Source organism: Actinomycetospora rhizophila (assembly GCF_042657905.1).
GTDB classification, from domain to species: domain Bacteria; phylum Actinomycetota; class Actinomycetes; order Mycobacteriales; family Pseudonocardiaceae; genus Actinomycetospora; species Actinomycetospora rhizophila.
On sequence record NZ_JBHSKG010000033.1, the window covers coordinates 1 to 20,187 of the forward strand.

21 protein-coding genes and 1 pseudogene are annotated in these 20,187 nt (G+C 74.4%); 11 read left to right on the forward strand and 11 right to left on the reverse strand.

Annotation, left to right across the window (positions count from 1 at the left end; genetic code table 11):
- A partial coding sequence (locus ACFPK1_RS32725; protein ID WP_417281747.1) for a mechanosensitive ion channel family protein occupies positions 1-343 on the reverse strand: 343 nt, incomplete at its 3' end.
- Between the two features lie 189 nt (positions 344-532).
- On the opposite strand from ACFPK1_RS32725, the gene ACFPK1_RS32730 reads away from it, so the two are divergent.
- A complete protein-coding gene (locus ACFPK1_RS32730) occupies positions 533-1,612 on the forward strand; it encodes a YihY/virulence factor BrkB family protein (RefSeq protein WP_378025114.1) in 1,080 nt (359 codons plus the stop codon).
- A 4-nt stretch (positions 1,613-1,616) separates the two neighbouring features.
- Here ACFPK1_RS32730 and ACFPK1_RS32735 read toward each other — a convergent pair.
- Together ACFPK1_RS32735 and ACFPK1_RS32740 are read right to left on the reverse strand one after the other, a co-directional pair.
- Positions 1,617-1,982: pseudogene (locus tag ACFPK1_RS32735) on the reverse strand (VOC family protein).
- A 26-nt stretch (positions 1,983-2,008) separates the two neighbouring features.
- On the reverse strand, positions 2,009-2,752 hold the full coding sequence (locus ACFPK1_RS32740; protein ID WP_378025115.1) for an SDR family NAD(P)-dependent oxidoreductase: 744 nt from the start codon (positions 2,750-2,752) through the stop codon (positions 2,009-2,011).
- A gap of 34 nt (positions 2,753-2,786) precedes the next feature.
- Between ACFPK1_RS32740 and ACFPK1_RS32745 the strand changes: the two genes are divergently transcribed.
- Positions 2,787-3,812, forward strand: coding sequence for a phosphotransferase family protein (locus tag ACFPK1_RS32745; protein ID WP_378025116.1), 1,026 nt, complete (start codon positions 2,787-2,789; stop codon positions 3,810-3,812).
- On the opposite strand, the gene ACFPK1_RS32750 is transcribed toward ACFPK1_RS32745, so the two are convergent.
- The 5 genes from ACFPK1_RS32750 to ACFPK1_RS32770 form a co-directional block, all read right to left on the reverse strand.
- Entirely contained in the window at positions 3,794-4,921 is a 1,128-nt protein-coding gene (locus ACFPK1_RS32750; protein WP_378025117.1) for a uroporphyrinogen decarboxylase/cobalamine-independent methonine synthase family protein, read from the reverse strand. The genes ACFPK1_RS32745 and ACFPK1_RS32750 overlap by 19 nt on opposite strands.
- On the reverse strand, positions 4,918-6,060 hold the full coding sequence (locus ACFPK1_RS32755) for an LLM class flavin-dependent oxidoreductase (RefSeq protein WP_378025118.1): 1,143 nt from the start codon (positions 6,058-6,060) through the stop codon (positions 4,918-4,920). Before ACFPK1_RS32755 ends, ACFPK1_RS32750 begins: the two co-directional genes overlap by 4 nt.
- A 17-nt stretch (positions 6,061-6,077) precedes the next feature.
- Positions 6,078-7,529 carry an aldehyde dehydrogenase family protein gene (locus tag ACFPK1_RS32760; RefSeq protein WP_378025119.1) on the reverse strand — a complete coding sequence of 484 codons (1,452 nt, stop codon included), beginning with the start codon at positions 7,527-7,529 and terminating at the stop codon, positions 6,078-6,080.
- Complete coding sequence (locus tag ACFPK1_RS32765) at positions 7,526-8,215, reverse strand: class II aldolase/adducin family protein (RefSeq protein WP_378025120.1); 690 nt, start codon at positions 8,213-8,215, stop codon at positions 7,526-7,528. The genes ACFPK1_RS32760 and ACFPK1_RS32765 overlap by 4 nt, the downstream gene beginning before the upstream one ends.
- An 84-nt stretch (positions 8,216-8,299) precedes the next feature.
- A complete protein-coding gene (locus ACFPK1_RS32770) occupies positions 8,300-9,028 on the reverse strand; it encodes an IclR family transcriptional regulator (protein WP_378025121.1) in 729 nt (242 codons plus the stop codon).
- A 48-nt stretch (positions 9,029-9,076) separates the two neighbouring features.
- Between ACFPK1_RS32770 and ACFPK1_RS32775 the strand changes: the two genes are divergently transcribed.
- Positions 9,077-10,888 (forward strand): FAD-dependent monooxygenase, encoded by a 1,812-nt coding sequence (locus tag ACFPK1_RS32775; protein WP_378025122.1) that lies wholly within the window; start codon positions 9,077-9,079, stop codon positions 10,886-10,888.
- A 63-nt stretch (positions 10,889-10,951) separates the two neighbouring features.
- Positions 10,952-11,617 carry a DUF4190 domain-containing protein gene (locus tag ACFPK1_RS32780; protein ID WP_378025123.1) on the forward strand — a complete coding sequence of 222 codons (666 nt, stop codon included), beginning with the start codon at positions 10,952-10,954 and terminating at the stop codon, positions 11,615-11,617.
- 141 nt (positions 11,618-11,758) lie between these two features.
- Here ACFPK1_RS32780 and ACFPK1_RS32785 read toward each other — a convergent pair whose 3' ends face one another.
- Both ACFPK1_RS32785 and ACFPK1_RS32790 read right to left on the reverse strand, forming a co-directional pair.
- Positions 11,759-13,165, reverse strand: coding sequence for a flavin-containing monooxygenase (locus tag ACFPK1_RS32785; protein WP_378025124.1), 1,407 nt, complete (start codon positions 13,163-13,165; stop codon positions 11,759-11,761).
- Positions 13,138-13,722, reverse strand: a complete 585-nt coding sequence (locus tag ACFPK1_RS32790) for a P-loop nucleotide/nucleoside kinase family protein (protein WP_378025125.1) — start codon at positions 13,720-13,722, stop codon at positions 13,138-13,140. The genes ACFPK1_RS32785 and ACFPK1_RS32790 overlap by 28 nt, the downstream gene beginning before the upstream one ends.
- A 52-nt stretch (positions 13,723-13,774) precedes the next feature.
- Between ACFPK1_RS32790 and ypfJ the strand changes: the two genes are divergently transcribed.
- The 3 genes from ypfJ (at position 13,775) to ACFPK1_RS32805 (ending at position 15,972) form a co-directional block, all read left to right on the forward strand.
- Positions 13,775-14,791, forward strand: a complete 1,017-nt coding sequence (gene ypfJ, locus ACFPK1_RS32795; RefSeq protein ID WP_378025126.1) for a KPN_02809 family neutral zinc metallopeptidase — start codon at positions 13,775-13,777, stop codon at positions 14,789-14,791.
- 84 nt (positions 14,792-14,875) lie between these two features.
- Positions 14,876-15,190, forward strand: a complete 315-nt coding sequence (locus tag ACFPK1_RS32800; protein WP_378025127.1) for a hypothetical protein — start codon at positions 14,876-14,878, stop codon at positions 15,188-15,190.
- Positions 15,191-15,204: 14 nt separating this feature from the next.
- Positions 15,205-15,972, forward strand: coding sequence for an IclR family transcriptional regulator (locus ACFPK1_RS32805; RefSeq protein ID WP_378025128.1), 768 nt, complete (start codon positions 15,205-15,207; stop codon positions 15,970-15,972).
- A 35-nt stretch (positions 15,973-16,007) separates the two neighbouring features.
- Here the strand turns inward: ACFPK1_RS32805 and ACFPK1_RS32810 are convergent, their stop codons facing one another.
- Complete coding sequence (locus tag ACFPK1_RS32810) at positions 16,008-16,478, reverse strand: hypothetical protein (RefSeq protein ID WP_378025129.1); 471 nt, start codon at positions 16,476-16,478, stop codon at positions 16,008-16,010.
- Between the two features lie 51 nt (positions 16,479-16,529).
- Between ACFPK1_RS32810 and ACFPK1_RS32815 the strand changes: the two genes are divergently transcribed.
- The 4 genes from ACFPK1_RS32815 to ACFPK1_RS32830 are packed head-to-tail and all read left to right on the forward strand — an operon-like array spanning position 16,530 to position 20,187.
- Complete coding sequence (locus ACFPK1_RS32815) at positions 16,530-17,480, forward strand: acetaldehyde dehydrogenase (acetylating) (RefSeq protein WP_378025130.1); 951 nt, start codon at positions 16,530-16,532, stop codon at positions 17,478-17,480.
- Positions 17,477-18,505: a 4-hydroxy-2-oxovalerate aldolase gene (dmpG, locus tag ACFPK1_RS32820; protein ID WP_378025131.1), complete on the forward strand. Its 1,029-nt coding sequence runs from the start codon at positions 17,477-17,479 to the stop codon at positions 18,503-18,505. Before ACFPK1_RS32815 ends, dmpG begins: the two co-directional genes overlap by 4 nt.
- Positions 18,506-18,524: 19 nt before the next feature.
- Positions 18,525-19,541, forward strand: coding sequence for an S-methyl-5-thioribose-1-phosphate isomerase (gene mtnA / locus ACFPK1_RS32825; protein ID WP_378025132.1), 1,017 nt, complete (start codon positions 18,525-18,527; stop codon positions 19,539-19,541).
- Positions 19,542-19,551: 10 nt separating this feature from the next.
- Complete coding sequence (locus ACFPK1_RS32830) at positions 19,552-20,187, forward strand: class II aldolase/adducin family protein (RefSeq protein ID WP_378025133.1); 636 nt, start codon at positions 19,552-19,554, stop codon at positions 20,185-20,187.

Genomic DNA, 20,187 nt, shown 5'->3' on the forward strand with positions numbered 1-20,187 from the left:
ACCCGGTGACCGCGGGGATGTTCAGCGTCCCGACCGCGGAGACGATCACGAAGACCATCAGCACGTACTGCACGACGAGCCCGACGAGCTGGGAGGGCTTGCCCTGCGGCGAGAACCGGGCGACGTACTCGCCGCCCTTGCCGTGGGTGAGCTTCTCGTCGACGCGGACCTTGCGCAGCAGCTTGCTGATCCCAGCCCGGATCAGGCGGGCGATGATGTAGCCGATGACCAGGACCAGCAGGGCCCCGATCACGTTCGGCACGTAGTTCAGCAGCGTGGTGAACGCGTTCTGCAGGCTCTGCAGAATGTCGAACCCACCGCCGCCGGATGGTGCTGGAGGCATCCCTGTCACTCCTCAATCGGTCGTGGGCTGCCGTGGTGCCCGATCGGTGCGCGCGGAAACCGCACCGTCACCCGATCGGCGGCTACCGCTCGGTCGGGCGGGATTCGTGACCCGGGACGGTGATGGAGGCGGCCACGCATCGGGTACCAGCGGCCCCGACCCCGATCCGACGATCCGAGGAGGGCCACCGTGGGTGTCGTCGTCCGACTGCTCTCCGCCGTGCTCGTCGTCCGCCAGGTGCTCCAGAGCCCGGACGAGACGCCCCCGCGGCGCCGTGCCGCCGCGCGCACCGCGGCGGGGACGGCGCAGACCACGGCGGAGGCCACGGCCTCACCGGCCGTGCCCGGAGCCCGCGCGCGCTCGCCGCAGCAGGTGCCGGCCCGCGGCTGGTGGCAGATCCTGCGCCGCGCCTTCAAGGAGAGCAGCGCCGACAACGTCAGCATGCTCGCCGGCGGCGTCGCGTTCTTCGGGTTCCTCGCGATCATCCCGGCGCTCATCGCCCTGGTCTCGCTGTACGGGCTCGTCGCGGACCCGGCCGAGGTGGCCGCGACGATCGAGAGCCTCAGCGCGGGGCTGCCGGAGAGCGCGCAGAGCCTCGTGGCCGACCAGATCGGCTCCGTCGTCACCGCGAGCAGCGGCAGCCTGACCACCGGGCTGGTCATCTCGATCCTCGCCGCCCTGTTCAGCGCCTCGAGCGGCACCCAGAACCTCATGGCGGCCATCAACATCGCCTACGACGAGACCGAGGGGCGCGGCGCGGTGAAGCTGCGCGCCATCGCGCTCGCCCTCACGCTCGGCGCCGTCGTGTTCGTCGTGGTCGCGGTCGCCCTCGTGGCCGTGGCGCCGGTGCTGCTCGACGGGCTCGGGACCGCCGGGCGGGTCGTCGCCCAGATCGTGCGCTGGGTGCTGCTCGTCGGGCTCGTCGTCACCGGGCTGGCCGTGGCCTACCGCATCGCCCCCGACCGCGACGCGCCGCGCTTCCGGTGGGTGACGCCGGGGTCGGTGATCGCGACCGTGCTGTGGGTGGTCGGCAGCGCCCTGTTCAGCTTCTACGTCGACAACTTCGGCAGCTACAACAAGACCTACGGCGCGCTCGCCGGCATCGTCGTGTTCCTGCTGTGGCTGTACCTGACCAGCTACATCGTCCTGCTCGGCGCCGAGATCAACTCGGAGGCGGAGTACCAGACCGAGCAGGACACGACCCGCGGCGAACCGCAGCCGATGGGGTCGCGGGGCGCGGCGAAGGCCGACGACGCCGTCGACGCCTGACGGGCTACCGGGGCGGCAGCACGCAGAACTCGTTGCCCTCGGGGTCGGCGAGCACGATCCACGGGTGGTCGGGCGCCTCGTCGACCACGCGGGCCCCGAGGCCGAGGAGCCGCTCGACCTCCGCCCGTTGGTCGCCGGGGGCGGCGAGGTCGAGGTGCAGCCGGTTCTTCCCGCTCTTGCCGCCGGCGACGTGCTGGAGCAGCAGGACGGTCTCGCCGGCGAGGCCCACCTCGACTTAGGACGTCCCGTGCGCGTCGTCCCAGCGCCGCACCACCGACGAGCCCAGGGCGGCGCACCAGAACCAGGCCAGCGCCTCCGGCTCACGGGCGTCGAGGGCGACGGCGATCAGACGGGCGCGGGAGGGCGGCACGGACGAACGCTAGCGACGACGGCCGCTCAGGGCATCCCGCCGTCCACGCGCAGCACCGAGCCCGTGGTGAACGACGCCTCGTCGGAGGCGAGGTGCAGCACGGCGGGGACGATCTCCTCCGGCTCGCCGATCCGCCCGAGCGCGGTGCTGCGCTCGAAGGCGCCGACGACCTCGGGGGTCCAGGCCGTCGAGATGTCGGTGCGGAACGGGCCGGCCTGCACGCCGTTGACCCGCACGGTCGGCCCGAAGGCCTGCGCGAGGCCCTCGGTGAGCGTGTTGAGCCCCGCCTTGGCCATGGCGTAGGGCAGCTCGGAGGGCCCGGGGCGGATCGCGGCGATCGAGCTGATGTTGACGATCGCCCCGCCGCCGGCGGCCACCATCCGGGTCCCGAGCGCGGCGGAGAGCCGGAACGGGCCCTTGAGGTTGACGCCGAGGACCTTGTCGAACAGCCCCTCGGACACCTCGTCCAGGGCCGGGTACAGCGGCGAGAGCCCGGCGTTGTTGACCAGCACGTCGGCCCGCCCGAACGCCGCGTCGACGGCGTCGACCAGGGCGTCGCAGTCGTCCCAGCTCGAGACGTTGCAGGCCACCGGCAGCGCTGCGACGCCGTGGCGGTCGCCGACCTCGGCGGCCAGCTCCTCGCACGCGTCGATCTTGCGGCTCGCGATCACCACGGACGCGCCCTCGGCGGCGAACGCCCGCACCATCGCCCGGCCCATCCCGCGGCTGCCCCCGGTGACGACGACGACCCTGTCGGCGAACCTGCCCATGCGTGGCGCTCCCCCCTCCGGTGATGATGGACGCATGCTGGCACGCGAGGAGACCGACGCCGTCGTCGCGTGGCTCGGCTCCGCGGGGCTCGGCGGCGGGCCCTGGACCTTCGAGCCGCTCGCCGGCGGCACCCAGAACCTCATGCTGCGCGCGGTCGGGCCGGACCGGCGTGTCGTCGTCCGCAGCGGGCCCCGGCACCTGCGCGCGGGCAGCAACGCCGCGATCGAGCGCGAGATCCGGGTGCTCGGGGCGCTGGCGTCCACCGACGTGCCGCACCCGCGCCTGCTCGCCACCGCCCCGGCCGACGGCGTGCTGCCCGGCCGCGTGGTCTACGCGATGGCCGAGGTCCCGGGGGTCAACGTGGCGACCGGGCCCTCGCCGGCGCAGGCGGCCGACCCGGCGCTGCGGCACGCGGTGGGCCCGGCCATGGTCGACGCGCTGGCCGCCCTGCACGCGGTGGACGTCGAGGCGGTCGGCCTCGGCGACGTCGGCCGCCCGCAGGGCTTCCTCGCCCGCCAGGTGCCGCGCTGGCGCGACGAGCTCGCGCGCCACCGCGAGGTGGACGGCTACCCCGGCTTCGGCGACGACGCCGGCGACGTCGCCGACTGGCTCGAGCGCCACCTCCCGGTCTCCGGCCCGCCCGCGCTCGCGCACGGCGACTACCACCTCGCGAACGTGCTGGTCGACCCCGACGGCGCGGCGGTGACCGCGATCGTCGACTGGGAGATGGCGACGGTCGCCGACCCGCTGCTCGACCTGGGCTGGCTGCTGGCGACCTGGCCCGTGAGCGGGACCGACCTCGGCTGGGCGCGCGTCGAGGGCCTCGCCGGCGAGGACGAGCTGGTCGCGCGCTACGCCGAGCTCACGGGCACCGACCCGGCCGTCGTGCCCTGGTACGCGGTGATGGCGTGCTTCAAGCTCGGCGTGCTGCTCGAGGGCACCCACGCCCGCGCCTGCGCGGGCAAGGCGCCCGCGGACGTCGGCGCGCGGATGCACGCCGCGGCCCGCAGCCTGATCGACCAGGCGCGCCGGCGGATCCGTCAGTCCCAGAGCCGCTGAGCGGCCTCCAGCAGCACCTCGAACTTGCGCCACTGCTGGTCGGGCGTCAGGTCGTTGCCCTCGATCGTCGAGGCGAACCCGCACTGCGGGCTGATCGCGAGCTGCTCGAGCGGCAGGTGGCGCGCGGCCTCCTCGACGCGGGCGACCACCTCGTCGACGGTCTCGACCCGCGCCGACTTCGTGCTGACCACCCCGAGCACCACGGTCGTCCCGGGACGCACGAAGCGCAGCGGCGCGAACGACCCGGCGCGCTCGGTGTCGTACTCGAGCAGGAGCCGGTCGTGCTCCAGCCCGGAGAACACCTGCTCGGCGATCGGGTCGTAGTGCCCCTCGCGGTGCCAGTGGCCCTGCTCGTTGCCGCGGCAGACGTGCAGGCCGAACGTGGTGCCGGGGTGGTCGCGCACCACGGCGTTCTCCGCGGTGAGCGTGCGGGTGAGCACGTCGGCGGGGTCGAGGCCGCGGCGGCGCAGGCGCTCGAGCGAGGGCGGGTCGACGTAGGCGGTGAACCCCGGCGCGTCGACGTGGACGTAGCGGCAGCCCGCGTCGACGAGGCCCGTCACGATGTCGCGCTCGACGGCGACGACGTCGTCGAGGAACGCCCACGGGTCGGGGTAGACCGCGCGCGAGCCCTCGGCGTCGAACGTCTGGAACACGCGGTCGGGGCCCAGCACCGTGGTCTTCACCGGCACGTCGGTGCACCCCTGGGCGAACGCGAACTCCTCGCGCGGCACGTTGCGGACCAGGCGCAGGGGCTCGGTGGCGACAGTCGCGCTGGACGCCGAGGGGGCCTCGGCGCGGTCGCCGCCGGCGGCGTCGAGGGTCCGGCGGGCGTGCGCGGCCCACAGGTTCGCGGCGAGGTCGGCGTACCCGGCGACGTCGGCGAAGCTGTCCATGAACGTCGCGCGCCGGTACTCGCCGTCGACGACGACCGGCAGCCCCACCTTCTCCTGGGCGCGCACGACCTCGCGCACCGCCTCGTCCTGCGCCTCGTGCAGCGCGTCGGCGTCGATCTCGCCGCGGCGCCGCCGCGCGAACGCCTCGCCCAGCGTCGGCGGGCGCAGCAGGCTGCCGACGCTGTCGACGCGCAGACGGTCCAGCGGACCGCTCACCGCAGCCCCGCCTGCACGATCATGGGGTAGACCTCCTGCTGGAACCGGGCCATGTCCTGCACGTAGCGGGGGAACGACAGCAGGATGCCGTCGAGCCCGGCCGCGACGAGGTCGCCGAGCGCGCCGACGATCTGCTCGCCGGTGCCGACGATCGGGTAGCCCGCCCATCCGGCGATGAAGTGGCGCTTCATGTCCTCGATGGTCGACAGGTCGTAGGACTGCGAGTTCACGCCGAGCGAGGTCACCAGGTTGGAGGCGGCCTCCCAGTCGCCGAGCTCGTCGACGTAGTGGTGCAGGAACCGCTGCGCGTCGGCTTCGGTGTCGCCCTGCACCACGTACGCGTTGATCCACACCTGGATCTCGCGCCCGTACTCGGTGCGGGCCAGCTCGCGGAACTGGTTGACCTTGTCCTTCATGCCCTCCGGGGTCTGGTTCTTGATATCCGAGGACGCGAAGACGACGTCGCAGTTGCGGGCCCCGAAGTGCCGGCCCTTCGGCGAGCTGCCGGCGTTCATCGTCACGGGGTAGGGCGACTGCAGCGGGAGCGGCGAGATGCGGGCGTCGACGATCTTGTAGAACTCGCCCTCGTGGTCGAACGTCTCCTCGGCGGTCCAGAGCCGCCGGACGACGTCGAACCACTCCTGGGACATGTCGTAGCGCTGGTCGTGCTCGAGCTGGGCGGCCCCGAACATCTCGATCTCCGGGGTGTGCCAGCCGGTGACGATGTTGAGGGCGAGGCGCCCGCCGGTGATGTGGTCGACGGTCGCGGCCTGCTTCGCGGCCATCAGCGGGTGGATGGTCGGGACGTGCGAGGTGACGAACACGCCGGCCTCGCGCGTCGTCGCGCCGATGCCCGCGGCCCAGGTGAAGCACTCGAACCCGGTGCCGTTGAAGTTCGTCGGGCCGCCGAAGCCGCGCCAGCGCCCGACCGGCACGAGCGCCTCGAACCCCATCTCGTCGCCCATCCGCGCGAGCTCCGCGGTGTTCTCCCAGGTCGCCTCCAGCGCGCCCTCGACCGTGGAGATCGAGCAGCCGCCGGACAGGTTCGTCGAGAACGTGCCGAGGCGCAGCTTGCGGTCGTTGTAGACGGGGTGCTTCGCCGCGCGCAGCTGGTCGGCGCGGGTCTCGGTGGTCGTCATGCGGGTCCTCGCCAGGGTCAGAGGTGTCCGTAGTTGATGTGCACGTTCTTGAGCTGCGTGTACGAGAAGAGCTCGTCGAGGTCCTCCTCGCGGCCGATCCCGCTGTCCTTGACGCCACCGAACGGCGTGCCGGGGACGTGGCGGCCGACCTCGTTGACCCAGACGTAGCCGGCCTCGAGGTCCTCGGCGAAGCGGTGCGCGGTGCCGAGGTCGCGGGTGAAGACGCCGGCCGTCAGGCCCAGCGAGGTGGCGTTGGCGATCCGCAGGGCCTCGTCGGCGTCGGCGAAGGGACGCATCACCGCCAGCACCGGGCCGAAGATCTCTTCCTGGGCCAGGCGGGACGCGGGGTCGACGTCGGCGAACACGGCCGGGCGCACGAACAGGCCGTCGGCGAGGCCGCCGTCGGTCACGCGGTCGCCGCCGGTGCACAGCCGCGCGCCCTCCTCCTGGCCCAGGCGCACGTACGACAGCACCTTCTCGAGCTGCCCGGCGTTGACGATCGCGCCGGTGTCGGCGCCGGGGTCGTCGGGCAGGCCGGGGCGCAGGGCGCCGACCGTCGCGGTGAGCTTCTCGACGAACGCGTCGTGGACGTCGCGGTGCACGACGACGCGCGACAGCGAGCCGCACGACTGGCCCTGCCAGGTGAAGTTCATGCCGCGGACCGCGGCGGCGACCGCGACGTCGAGGTCGGCGTCGGGGAACACGACCAGCGGGTTCTTGCCGCCGAGCTCGAGGGTCACCGTCTTGATCGACACCTCGGCCGCGCGCCGCTGGATCGCGCGCCCGGTGGCCGCGGAGCCGGTGAACGCGAGGCGCCGCACGTCGGGGTGGGCCACGAGCGCGTCGCCGCAGCGCGCGCCGGTGCCGGTCACGACGTTGAGTACGCCCGCCGGGACGACGTCGGCGACGAGCTCGCCGAGGCGCAGCGCCGACAGGCTGGTGTGCTCGCTCGGCTTGATCACCACCGTGTTGCCCGCGGCCAGCGGCGCCGCGATCTTCGACGCGGCGAACATCAGCGGGTGGTTGAACGGGATCAGGCGCCCGACCACCCCGTAGGGCCGGCGCACCGAGTACGTCAGCGTCCCGGGCTCGCTCGGCACCGTGTCGCCGTGCAGCTGGAGGGTCAGCCCGGCGTAGTAGCGCAGGGAGAAGACCGCCGTGTCGACGTCGCGGCGCATCTCGCGGTACAGCGAGCCGTTGTCGTCGGCGTCGAGGCGCGCGAGCTCGTCGGCATGGGCGGCGACGACGTCGGCGAGCGCCGTGAGCAGCGCGGTGCGCTCGCCCGGCGTGCTGCGCCGCCAGCTCGTGAACGCGGACGAGGCGGCCGCGACGGCGTCGTCGACGTCGTCGGCGGTCGCGTCGGGGATCGTGCCGAGGCGCTGCCCGGTCGCGGGATTCAGGGCGTCGAGGACGCTGCCGTCCGACGCGGGGCGCAGCTTGCCGCCGATGAGCATGCTCGTGTCGGTCACCGGTCCAGCTCCCGCACGAGGTGGTCCCACACCGCGCCGATCGCGGTCGGCGAGTAGATGTGCTCGCGCTTGGCGAGCGCCTCCTCCGGCGGCGACCAGCTCGGCCAGCCGCCCGCGGTGCGCGTGAGGATCTGCTGGGCGCAGGCCCGTTCGAGGATCACCGCGGTGACCACGGCCGTCGGCAGGTCCGGGCCGACGGTGACGATGCCGTGGTTGACCAGGAAGAGGGCGCGGTGGTCGCCGAGCTCCTCGGCGACGCGCTTGCCGAGCTCCGTGGTGAGGATGAGGTCGGCGGTGTCGGTGAAGCGCGGGACCTCGGGCGGCACGAACATCGTCGCGGTGTGGCTGACCGGCTGCAGCGACTGTCCGGACGCGGCGAGCGCCACGGCGTGCGGCGGGTGGGTGTGCACGACGGCGCCGACGTCCGGGCGCGCGGCCAGGATCTCGGTGTGGATGGGGTACTCGCTGTGCCGCGGGCTCCCCGACCCGTCCTGCACGGTGCCGGTGCCGTCGACGAGGTGCACGCGGTCGGCGGTGACCTCGCCGAGGCCCCACTCGGCGGTCTTGAGCCAGGCGCCGCCCCCGTCGGGGTCGCGGACCGAGACGTGGCCCCAGATGAGGTCGTCGTGGCCGTTCGCGGCGAGCACGCGTGACGCCAGCGCCACCTGCTCCGCGATCTCGTTCATGCGGTCCCCTCTCCTCAGGGGAGACATCTAGTCCGCCGCGCCCACTTTCTGGGCGAGATTCTGCTGGGAAGAACGAGGTTCTGGTCAGAGGTCGCGGGCGATGCGCCGGGCGGTGTCGGTCAGCAGGCCCGCCCACTCGGTGAGCCGTGCGCGCCGGTAGCGGGCCGTCGGCATGGAGATCGAGATGGCGCCGGGGACCGCGGTGCTCGGCACCGCGGCCCCGATGGCGGTCACCCCGGTCTCGGTGCGCTGGTCGTTGAGCGCGAAGCCCTGGCGCCGGGTCCGTCGCAGCTCGCGCAGCAGGGCGTCGACGTCGGCAACGGGGGAGCCGGCGCCGGCGTAGAGCGCCCGGACCTCGTCCTCGGGGCGCGTCGCGAGCACCGCGCGCCCGCCGGAGGCCAGGTGCGCGGGCAGCACCCGCCCGCCCCGGTCGCCGACGCGCAGGACCTGGTCGCACTCCACCGACGCCACGAACCGCGCCTGGTCGTCGACGACCACCACCAGGTTCGTCGTCTCGTCGGTCTGCGCGGTGAGCTCGTGGAGGTGCGGCAGCGCGGCCCGGCGCAGGTCGGCGACGGGCTCGGGCGCGCCCGGGCGGCGCAGCACGGGGCCGGCGACGTAGCGGCGGTCCTCGTCCTGCTCGGCGAAGTCGCGGTACACGAGCATCGCGAGCAGCCGGTGCGCGGTCGACCGCGCGACGCCGAGGCGCTCCGCCGCGTCGCTGACCCGCAGCGGGCCCTCCTGCTGCAGCACCGCCGCGAGCCGCAGCGCGTGGTCCACCGACTGGATCCCGTAGGTCGGCTTGTTCTGCACGACAGAAGAGTAGGGCCCGCCGGGCAGAACGCACCTAGCCTCACGGCGATGGCCCAGTTCTACGTCGGCGGGTACCGCACCGGCGACCCGTTCGTCGCGGACCCGGACCCCTCGGTGGCCGGGCGACCCGACGGGCTCCCCGACACCGCGGACGTCCTGATCGTCGGGGCCGGGCCGGCCGGTCTCGTGCTCGCGGCCCAGCTGGCGGCGTTCCCGGACATCCGGACCGTGGTGATCGACCGCCGCGACGGACCGCTCGAGGTCGGGCAGGCCGACGGCGTCGCGTGCCGCACGGTGGAGATGTTCGAGGCCTTCGGGCTGGCCCGGCACGTGGTGGCGGAGGGCTACCAGGTCAACGAGGTCGCGTTCTGGCGCCCGGACCCCCACGACCCCGCCGCCATCGTGCGGACCGGGCGCATCCCGGACGTCGAGGACGACCTCTCCGAGATGCCGCACCTGATCGTCAACCAGGCGCGGATGCTCGCCTTCCTGCGCGGGCACATGGCGCGCTCGGCGAGCCGTCTCGCGCCGCACCACGGGGTCACCGTGACGGGTCTCGAGGTGGGGTCCGGCGAGTACCCGGTGACCGTGGAGCTGGGGCCCTCGACCCTCCGCGCCCGCTACGTCGTCGGCTGCGACGGGGCGCGCAGCGCGGTCCGCGAGGCGATCGGGCGTCGGCTCGAGGGCGACCCGATGAACCAGGCGTGGGGCGTCATGGACGTCCTCGCGGTCACCGACTTCCCCGACATCCGGCTCAAGAGCGCCATCACCTCGAGCGCGGGCAGCCTGCTGATCATCCCCCGCGAGGGCGGGTACCTCGTGCGGCTCTACATCGAGCTGCCCGACCACGACCGTGCCCGGCGGGTGACGCCCGAGGAGCTCACGGAGGTCGCCAACCGCATCCTGCACCCGTACGCGATCGACGTGCGCGACGTCGGCTGGTGGTCGGTGTACGAGGTGGGGCAGCGCCTGTGCGACCGGTTCGACGACGACCCGCGGGACCCCCGGGTGTTCATCGCCGGCGACGCCTGCCACACCCACAGCGCCAAGGCGGGCCAGGGCATGAACGTGTCGATGGCCGACACGTGGAACCTCGGCTGGAAGCTCGCCGCGGTCCTGCGGGGCCGGGCGCGCCCGGAGCTGCTGGGCACCTACTCCGCGGAGCGCCAGGCCGTCGCCCAGGAACTGATCGACTTCGACCGCGAGTTCGCGGCCATGTTCAGCGCGCACCCCGAGGGGACCTCGACGGATCCGGAGAAGTTCCAGCGCTACTTCCGCGACCAGGGACGGTTCACCGCGGGCGTGGCCGTCCGGTACGCGCCGTCGATGATCACCTCGGGGGCGCCCCACCAGCACCTGGCCACCGGGCTGCCGGTGGGCATGCGGTTCCACTCCGCGCCGGTGGTGCGGGTGGCCGACGCGAAGCCGATGCACCTCGGGCACGCCGCGCGCGCGGACGGGGCGTGGCGCCTCTACGTCTTCGCCGACCGGGACGGCGCGCGGTTCGCCCCGCTGTGCGCGTTCCTGGCGATGCTCACGGCGCGCTTCACCCCGGCGGGCGCCGACCCGGACTCGGTGGTCGACGTCCGCGCCGTCCTGCCGTGCGGGCACCGCGAGGTCGCGGTCGTCGACCTGCCGCCGGTGCTGCGCCCGCACAAGGGCCCGTTCGGGCTGGTCGACCACGAGAAGGTGTTCTGCCCCGACCCGGCCCGCGCGGACGTCTTCGACCTGCGGGGGATCGACCGCGCCGCGGGGTGCGTGGTGGTCGTGCGCCCCGACCAGTACGTCGCGCACGTGCTGCCCCTGGACGCCCACGACGCTCTCGCCGGCTTCCTCGACGGGGTGCTGCTCGAAGCCTGACGTAACGCCCCTCCGGCGACGAACGAGACACCGGCATCCAGTCAAGATCTCGGGGGTTCCGTCGTGACGCAGCAGTACCCGCCGCCGTACCAGCCGTATCAGCCGCAGTACGGCCCGCCGCCCCCGTACTCGCAGCAGCAGCCGTCCAACGGGATGGCGACCGGCGGGTTCGTCGTGGCGCTCGTCGGCGCGGTGCTCTCCCTGATCCCGTTCCTCGGCATCGTGTCCTGGGTGATCAGCCCCGTCGGGCTCGTGCTCTCGATCGTCGGGCTCACCGCCGCGACGCGGAAGAACGGCGCCGGCCGCGGGCTCGCGATCGCCGGGGTGATCCTCGGCGGGGTCGGGCTCCTCGTCTGCATGCTGTGGGCGATCGGGTTCGCCGGCGCGGTGAGCGAGTCGAACTCCAGCACGTACGGCACGAGCTACACGGCGCCGTCGTCCTCGGCGCCGTCGTCCGCCGCCGCGCCGACCAGCGCCGCCGCGCCGGCCGGCAGCTTCTCGCAGGGCACCTACACGGTGGGCTCGGAGATCGCGCCCGGGCGCTACCGCACCGCGGGCGCCCCGGAGGGCAGCATCTTCCCGCTCTGCATGGCGTCGCGGCAGCGCGCCGACGGCACCGCGATCGGCATCCCGGAGACCACGAACGAGGGCCCGGCCTACATCACCGTGCGCGCGAGCGACGGGCTCGTCGAGTTCACCGGCGAGTGCGTCTGGTCGCCGGCCTCCTGAGGCGACCGGCACGTTCGGCAGCTGTCGCCGCCCGCTGATCATGCGCGAGGTGCTTCTCGAGCGGCTGTTCGTTCCGGCGAAGGGTGCCCCTCGCCGGTCTATCCGAGCGAAGGTGCCCTTCGCTCAGAACGGGGGCGCACCTCAGGACCGGCGGAACGACGGGTAGCCCGCCGCGGCCTCCTGCTCGCAGCGCGCCACGTAGTCGCCGACCCCGTCGACGGTGTCGGCGCCGGCCACGACCGCCTCGATCGTCGTGCCCCCGGCGGCGTCGAGGTCGCGGATCGCGCGGGCGATCCACGCCGCCTGGTGCTCGCGCACCGTGGTCATCACCGCGTCGCGCGAGGTCGGGGCCGGGGCCGCGGCGGTGGTGAACAGGTTGGGGAAGCCCGGCGTGGCCAGCCCGAGCACGGTGCCCGGGGCGTCGGCCAGCGCCCGTCCGCCGGGCCCGCGCACCTCGACGCCCGCGAGCGCGGGCGGGCCGGCGTCGTACTCCTCGGTCAGGACGACGACGTCGAGCTCGTGGACCGCGCCGGAGGCGAGCTCGAGGCCCTCGGCGCGGACCGCGGCGATCGGGTCGGCGCGCAGGTCGACGAGGTCGACGTCCGCGCGGCCGAAGGCCTCGAGGAACCCGGCGTCGAGGGTCATCGGTGCGTCGTCGGACGCCGGCACCAGCACCGCGGCCGGCGCGGGGTCGCCGAGCCGCGCCGTCATCGCCGCACGCACGTGCGTCGTGACCGCCGCACTCGGCGGGGCGCCGAACCACAGCCGCCGCGAGCCGTCGGCGTAGAGCTCCGCGATGTCGCCCGCCCGGTGACCGTCGTCGCCGCCCGTCGGGGTGTGGGGCAGCGTCGCGCGCAGCTCGGCGAACCGGGCGCGGTAGGCGTCGCGCTCGCGCCAGCCGTACATCGTGTTCACCCGCGGCACCACGGCGACGGGCTCGCGCGCGAAGAGCGTCACGGCCGCGGCCTCGCCGGCGATGCGGGGGACGAGCTGCACGGCCGCCGTGCCGCTGCCGACCACGCCGACGCGCCGCCCGGCGAGGTCGGGACCCTTCTCCGGCCAGCGCGAGGTCCGCACCACCGTGCCGGCGAACCCGTCGCCCGGGAGCTCGAGGGCGGGCCCGGGGGTCAGCCCGGTGCAGGCGACGACGAAGCGCGCCCCGACCGTCTCGCCGTGTGCGGTGCGCACCGTCCAGCGGGCGCGCTCCTCGTCGAACGACGCGGCGACCACCGGGGTCGACAGGACGATGTCGCGGCGCAGGTCGAGGCGGTCGGCGACGAACCGCAGCCAACGCAGCACCTCGTACCCGGCGGGGAAGCGCTCGCTCCAGCCCCAGTCGCGCACGAGGTCCTCGGCGAAGAAGTACTGGTAGGCGTGGCCCTCGGTGTCGAGCCGGGAGCCGGGGTAGCCGTGCCACCACCACGACCCGCCGACGTCGTCCGCGGCGTCGTAGGCGCGCACCCGCAGCCCGTGGGAGCGCAGCAGGTGCAGCGCGGCCAGCCCGGCGACGCCGGCGCCGATCACGACGACGTCGAGCTCGTCTCCCATGGTCGGTGATTCTGGCGCAGCTGATCGTCGACCGACACGTCCGCGGCGGTGTCGACGGCGAGGTGCGGCACGGGCGGCGGGGTGTCGGGCTGCATCCGGGCGACGAAGGCGTCGAACGCCGCGAGCTTCCCGGCGTCGTGCTCCCGCCCGCGGGCGAGCAGGCGCCGCCGCAACGTCGCGGGGTCGCACGAGACCCAGACGAGGCGCACGGGGTCGCCGCCGAGCTCGGCGACCCAGTCCCGCCAGCGCGCCGGGTCCCGGATCTGGCCGGTGAACGGGGCGCTGAGCACCACCGGGCACCCGCGCAGGCGGATCTCGCGGGCGACCGCCGTCATGCCCCCGTACTCGTGGACCTTGACGTGCTCGTCGTACCAGGGCCCTTCCCGCTCCCCGGGCTCGCGGCCGGCGGCGTCGAGCGTCGCGGCCACGAAGCCGCCGTACATCGTGTCCTTGTCCAGCAGGGCCGGCGCGGGGTCCAGCAGGGCGATCAACCGGTCGGCGACGGTGCTCTTCCCGGCGCCCGGGGCCCCGCCGACCACCCACACGTCCGCCGTCACACGCCCACCCTTGCACGCGACACGGGCGGCTCCCCTGCGCCAGGATCGGGCGATGCGCTACGAGGACGACGCCCAGCTCGACGCGTCGGAGGTGACCGACCAGCGGGGGCAGGGCGGCGGCGGGTCCGGGTTCGGCGGCGGGGGGATCGGCGGCGGGGGCATGGGCGGCCTGCTGCCCCTGCTGATCAGCCTGCTGTTCCGCGGGCGCAGCGGGAAGGTCAGCTGGGTCGTGATCCTGGTCGTGGTGGTCGGGTTCTTCGCGCTGCCGTACCTCACCGGCGGGTCGGGCACGTCGTCCTCGGTGGCGGGCGGCTTCGGCGAGCCCGGGGGCCCGCCCGTCGCGGGCACCTCCGAGCTCGCGAGCGAGTGCCGCACCGGCGCGGACGCCAACACGAACCCGGACTGCGCGATCGTCGCCGACATCAACTCGATCCAGGCGTACTGGGCGGGCGGCGGCTACGCGCAGATCGCCCGGGTCACGCGCGGCGCCCAGCCGACCTACCAGCGCGTCGACACCGTCTTCTTCTCCGGCGCGGTGAACACCCGCTGCGGGCGCGCCGACTCGAGCGCGGGCCCGTTCTACTGCCCGGCCGACGACCTCGTGTACATCGACCTCACGTTCTACGACCAGCTGCGCCAGCAGTTCGGCGCGCAGGGCGGCGGGCTGACCAACGCCTACGTGCTCGCCCACGAGTACGGCCACCACGTGCAGGACCAGCTGGGCACCGAGGCGGCCGTGCGCACCCGGCAGGGCGCGACCTCCGACGCGGTGCGTCTCGAGCTGCAGGCCGACTGCTACGCGGGCGTGTGGATGAACCACGCGGCCACGCCGTCGAACGGGCGCCCGGCCTTCATCACCGAGGTCACCCAGGCCGACCTCGACGGTGCGATCGACGCCGCCCAGCGCATCGGCGACGACTACATCCAGGGCCGCCTCGGCGGCGGCACCATCGACCCGGACTCGTTCACCCACGGCACGTCCTCGCAGCGCAAGAAGTGGCTGACCACCGGATACACCACCGGCGACCCCACGCGCTGCGACACCTTCCGCACCAACGATCTCGGCTGATCGCCCGGCGGACGTTGCCCGCGGCCGCCCCGCTCGTTCTGAGGAATGACGGGGCGGGCGGGCACACGGCGGGAGTGGTCGACGATGGGGCACCACCGGAAGGGCCGGCCGGGCCGGCGCCAGGAGAGCCCCGCGCCCAGCCCGGAGCCGCCGCCGGAGCCGGCCGCGCCGGCACCGCGAGGGGCCGGCGGGGTCTCCGGGCGGGGCCTCGACGAGCTCGCCGACGCCGCCCGCGCCGCGCGCCGCACCGGCTGGGGGTTCGGGACGGAGGTCCTCGCCACCGTCGACACCCGCGGCGTCCCGGCGACCACCCCGCCGCCGCGCGACGGCAAGCCCCGCCGCTACGCGACCCACCAGCCCACCGCCCCGCTCGCGGTGATCACCGACAGCCAGGTCTGACCGATACTGGGGGCATGGTCCCCGAGGGCGCCCCCGCCACGGTGCTGGGCAAGGCCCTCGCCGTGCTGCAGGCCTTCACCGCCGAGGACGCCACGCTCGGGTTCGCCGAGCTCCACCGGCGCACCGGGCTGGCCAAGAGCACGCTGCACCGCACGCTCGGGGAGCTCGTCGACCACGGCCTGCTCGAGCGGCCCGACGGCCGGTACCGCCTCTCGGGCCTGGTCTTCGAGCTGGGGATGCGCGCGTCTTTCGGGCGCGGGCTCCTGGAGGTCGCGACGCCGTTCCTCGAAGACCTCTACGAGCGCACCCACGAGACCGTGCACCTCGGCGTGCGCGAGGGCTCCGAGGTCGTCTACGTGGCCAAGATGGGCGGGCACCGGCAGGCCCGCTCGCCCTCGCGCCTCGGCGGGCGCATGCCGCTGCACGCCACCGCGATCGGCAAGGTGCTGCTGGCCCACGCGCCGTCCTCCGACGTCGACGCGCTGCTCGGCGGGCCGTTGACCCGGTGTGCGCCGAGGACCATCACGCATGCCCCGGTGCTGCGTGCCCAGCTCACGGAGATCCTCGAGCGCGGCGTCGCCTACGAGCACGAGGAGTCCGCCACCGGCATCACGTGCGTCGCCGCCGGCGTCGCCGAGCCGGGGCAGGGCGTGCGGACGGCGGTGAGCGTCACGGGCCCGGTGCACCGCTTCCACCCCGAACGCCACGCCGACGCCGTCCGTGCCGCAGCGGCGGGGATCGCGGCGATGCTCGCCCGGCGTGCGGCGCTGCGCGAGCCCTGAGGTGTGGCGGCACGCCATGTGAGCACTTTCCGGGCCTATAGGGCCGGAAAGTGCTCACATAGTGAGTTCAGCTCAGCGGAACTCGGCGCTGGCCACCCGCAAGCACTGTCCCGCACCGTGCTCCCCGTGCCCACGCAGACGACCACCACCGCCGTCGCCCAGGCCGCCACCGCCTGCGCGACGCCGCCGCCGCGGGAACGCCCTGCGCCCCGGTCCGCGACCTCATCGGCGCCGACGACGTCGACGCCGCCTACGCCGTGCAGCGCCGCCGCACCGCGCACCGCCTCGCCGGCGGCGCTTGCGTGGTCGGGCGCAAGATCGGGCTGACGAACCCCGCGGTGCAGGCCCAGCTCGGCGTCAACTCCCCGGACTTCGGCGTGCTCTTCGACGACATGGCAGTGGACGGCGTCGTCGGAGCGGGGCGCCTGCTCCAGCCCAAGGTGGAGGCCGAGGTCGCGTTCGTGCTCGGCGCCGATGGTCGCCGCCGCGCCCGGGGACTCCTTCACGGCCCACCTCACCGGCCTCGGCGACGTGGCCGTCCGCTTCGAGGAGGAGAAGTGACCACCAAGGTGGCGATCATCGGATCCGGCAACATCGGCTCCGACCTCATGCTCAAGATCGTGCGGTTGTCGGAGACCCTCGAGGTCGCCGCGATGGTCGGCATCGACCCCGACTCCGACGGCCTCGCCCGCGCCCGCCGCCTCGGCATCGCGGCGGTCGACACCGGCGCGCAGGGCCTGACCGAGCTCGACGCGTTCGACGAGATCGACATCGTCTTCGACGCCACGTCGGCGAAGGCCCACGTCGCCAACGCCGAGCTGCTGCGCCCCCACGGCAAGCGCCTCGTCGACCTCACGCCCGCCGCGATCGGCCCCTACGTCGTGCCGCCGGTGAACCTCGAGGACCTCGCCGACGCCGAGAACGTCAACATGGTCACCTGCGGCGGGCAGGCCACGATCCCGGTCGTCGCGGCCGTCGCCGCGGTGGCCCCGGTGCCCTACGCCGAGATCGTCGCCTCGATCGCGTCGCGGTCGGCGGGCCCCGGCACGCGGGCGAACATCGACGAGTTCACCGAGACCACGGCCGCCGCGATCGAGCAGGTCGGCGGCGCGGGTCGAGGCAAGGCGATCATCGTGCTCAACCCCGCCGACCCGCCGCTGATCATGCGCGACACCGTGCTGTGCCTGGTCGGCGACGCGGCCGACCCGCGCGACGAGCAGGTCCTCGCCGCCGAGATCACGACCGCCGTCGAGGCCATGGTCAAGACCGTCGCCGAGTACGTGCCCGGCTACCGGCTCAAGCAGGCCGTGCAGGTGCGCGCGATCCCCGACGACCAGCCGTTGCACACGCTCATCGGTGACGCGCCACGTCCCACCCACCAGGTGTCGGTGTTCCTCGAGGTCGAGGGCGCCGCGCACTACCTCCCGGCCTACGCCGGCAACCTCGACATCATGACCTCGGCGGCCCTGCGCGTCGGCGAGGAACTGGCCACCCGGAGCGCCCGATGAGCAACCTCTACCTCCAGGACGTGACCCTCCGGGACGGCATGCACGCCATCCGGCACCGGCTCGCGCCCGACGCCGTCGGCACGATCACCCGCGCGCTCGCCGACGCCGGCGTCGACGCCATCGAGGTCTCGCACGGCGACGGCCTGGCCGGCGCGAGCCTCACCTACGGGCCCGGCTCGAACACCGACTGGGAGTGGATCGGCGCCGCGGCCGAGGCCATCGACGCCTCCGAGAACAGCCCGGTGCTGACCACGCTGCTCCTGCCCGGCATCGGCACCATCGCCGAGCTGCGCCGTGCCCACGAGCTCGGCGTCCGCTCGGTCCGCGTCGCCACCCACGCCACCGAGGCCGACGTCGCCGCCCAGCACGTCGCCACCGCCCGCGAGCTGGGCATGGACGTGTCCGGCTTCCTCATGATGAGCCACATGGCGCCGCCGGCCGAGCTGGCCCGCCAGGCCAAGCTCATGGAGGGCTTCGGCGCGCACTGCGTCTACGTCACCGACTCCGGCGGTCGCCTGACCATGCCCGACGTCGCCGAGCGCATCCGCGCCTACCGCGACGTCCTCGACCCCGGCACCCAGATCGGCATCCACGCCCACGAGAACCTCTCGCTCTCGGTGGCGAACTCGGTCGTCGCCGTCGAGGAGGGGGTCACGCGGGTCGACGCGTCCCTCGCGGGCCAGGGCGCCGGCGCCGGCAACACGCCGCTCGAGGCGTTCGTCGCCGTCGCGAACACCTACGGCTGGACCCACGGCTGCGACCTGTTCGCCCTGCAGGACGCCGCCGACGACCTCGTCCGGCCGCTCCAGGACCGGCCCGTGCGCGTCGACCGCGAGACCCTCACGCTCGGGTACGCCGGGGTCTACGGCAGCTTCCTGCGCCACGCCGAGAACGCGGCCGCCCGGTACGGGGTCGACACCCGCGACATCCTCACCGAGGCCGGGCGGCGCCGGCTCGTCGGCGGCCAGGAGGACATGATCATCGACATCGCCCTCGACCTCGTCGCCACCCGCGGGGCGGCCTGAGCACGGCAGACTGGGCGCCATGGCGCGGACGGTGGACTGGGACGACGGCGACGGGGGAGCGGTCACGGCGATCGACCAGCGCGCGTTGCCGGGGGAGTACCGCGTCCAGCGCCTCGCCTCGGTCGACTCGCTCGTGGCCGCGATCGCCGACCTGACGATCCGAGGCGCGCCGGCCCTCGGGGCGGCGGGCGCCCTCGGCGTCGCGCTGGCCGCGCGCCGCCACCCCGGCGACCCCTCGCGGGTGCGCACCGAGGCCGAGCGGGTGGCCGCGGTGCGGCCGACCGCGGTGAACCTGCGACGGGGCGTCGAGCGCGCGCTCGCGCGGCTCGACGAGGGCGCCGACGCCGTGGTGGCCGAGGCCTGCGCGGTGCTCGACGAGGACGAGGCCACGAATTGGCTGCTGGGCCGCCGGGCCGCCGACCTCCTCACCGCGCTCGGCCCCGACCGGCCCCTGCGCCTGCTCACCCACTGCAACTCGGGCGCGCTGGCGACCGTCGCGTGGGGCACGGGGCTCGGCGCGGTCCGCGAGCTCGCCGGGCGCGGCCGGGTCGCCGAGGTGCTCGCCTGCGAGACCCGACCGCTGCTGCAGGGCGCCCGCCTGACCGTCTGGGAGCTGCGCGAGATGGGCGTCGCCCACCGGCTGCTCGTCGACTCGGCGGCCGCATCGGCGATGGCTCGGGGGCTCGTCGACGCCGTCGTCGTCGGTGCCGACCGGATCGCGGCCAACGGCGACGCCGCCAACAAGATCGGCACGTACGCGCTGGCCTGCGCCGCGGCGCGCCACGGGCTGCCGATGGTGGTGGTGGCGCCCGAGTCGACCGTCGACCACGCCACCGCGTCCGGCGCCGACATCGTCATCGAGGACCGGGACGGCGACGAGGTGCGCACGGTGGCGGGCGTGCCGACGGCGCCGCCGGGCACGCCGGTCTACAACCCGGCGTTCGACGTGACGCCCGCCGAGCTGCTCGCCGCCGTGGTCACCGAGGAGGCGACGTTCCGCCGCGGCGTCTGGGAGCGGGAGACGGTGCTCCGGTGAGGATGCAGGCATGAGGATGCAGGAGGAGCGCGAGGCGGTGATCGCGTACTCGCGGCGGCTGGCCGGCGACGGGCTCGCGGTCGGCACGTCGGGCAACGTCTCGGTGCGCACCGGCGATGTCATCGCGATCACGCCGACCGGCGTGGCCTACGACGACCTCGCTCCCGAGGACGTCTGCCTCGTCGACCTCGACGGCGCGCCGGTCGACGCGCGGCTGCGCCCGTCGTCGGAGGTCCCGATGCACGCGGCGGTGTACCGGGCGACCGACGCCGGCGCCGTGGTGCACACCCACCCGCTGTCCGCGACCGCGCTCTCGACGCTGCTCGAGGAGCTGCCGCCCGTGCACTACCTGATCGCGCAGCTCGGCGGCCCGGTGCGCGTCGTGCCGTACGCGCCCTACGGCACCGAGGAGCTCGCCCGCCTCGGCGTCGAGGGCCTCGCGGGGCGCACGGCGGTCATCCTCGCCAACCACGGCGCCACCACCTACGGCGCGCACCTCGAGCAGGCCTACACGCGCAGCATCTACCTGGAGTGGCTCTGCCGGCTGTGGTCCGAGGCGCGGAAGCTCGGCGAGCCACGGCTGCTCGACGCCGATCAGATCGAGGCGGCGAAGATCGCGTTCGGGGGCTACGGGCAGGGCCGGTGA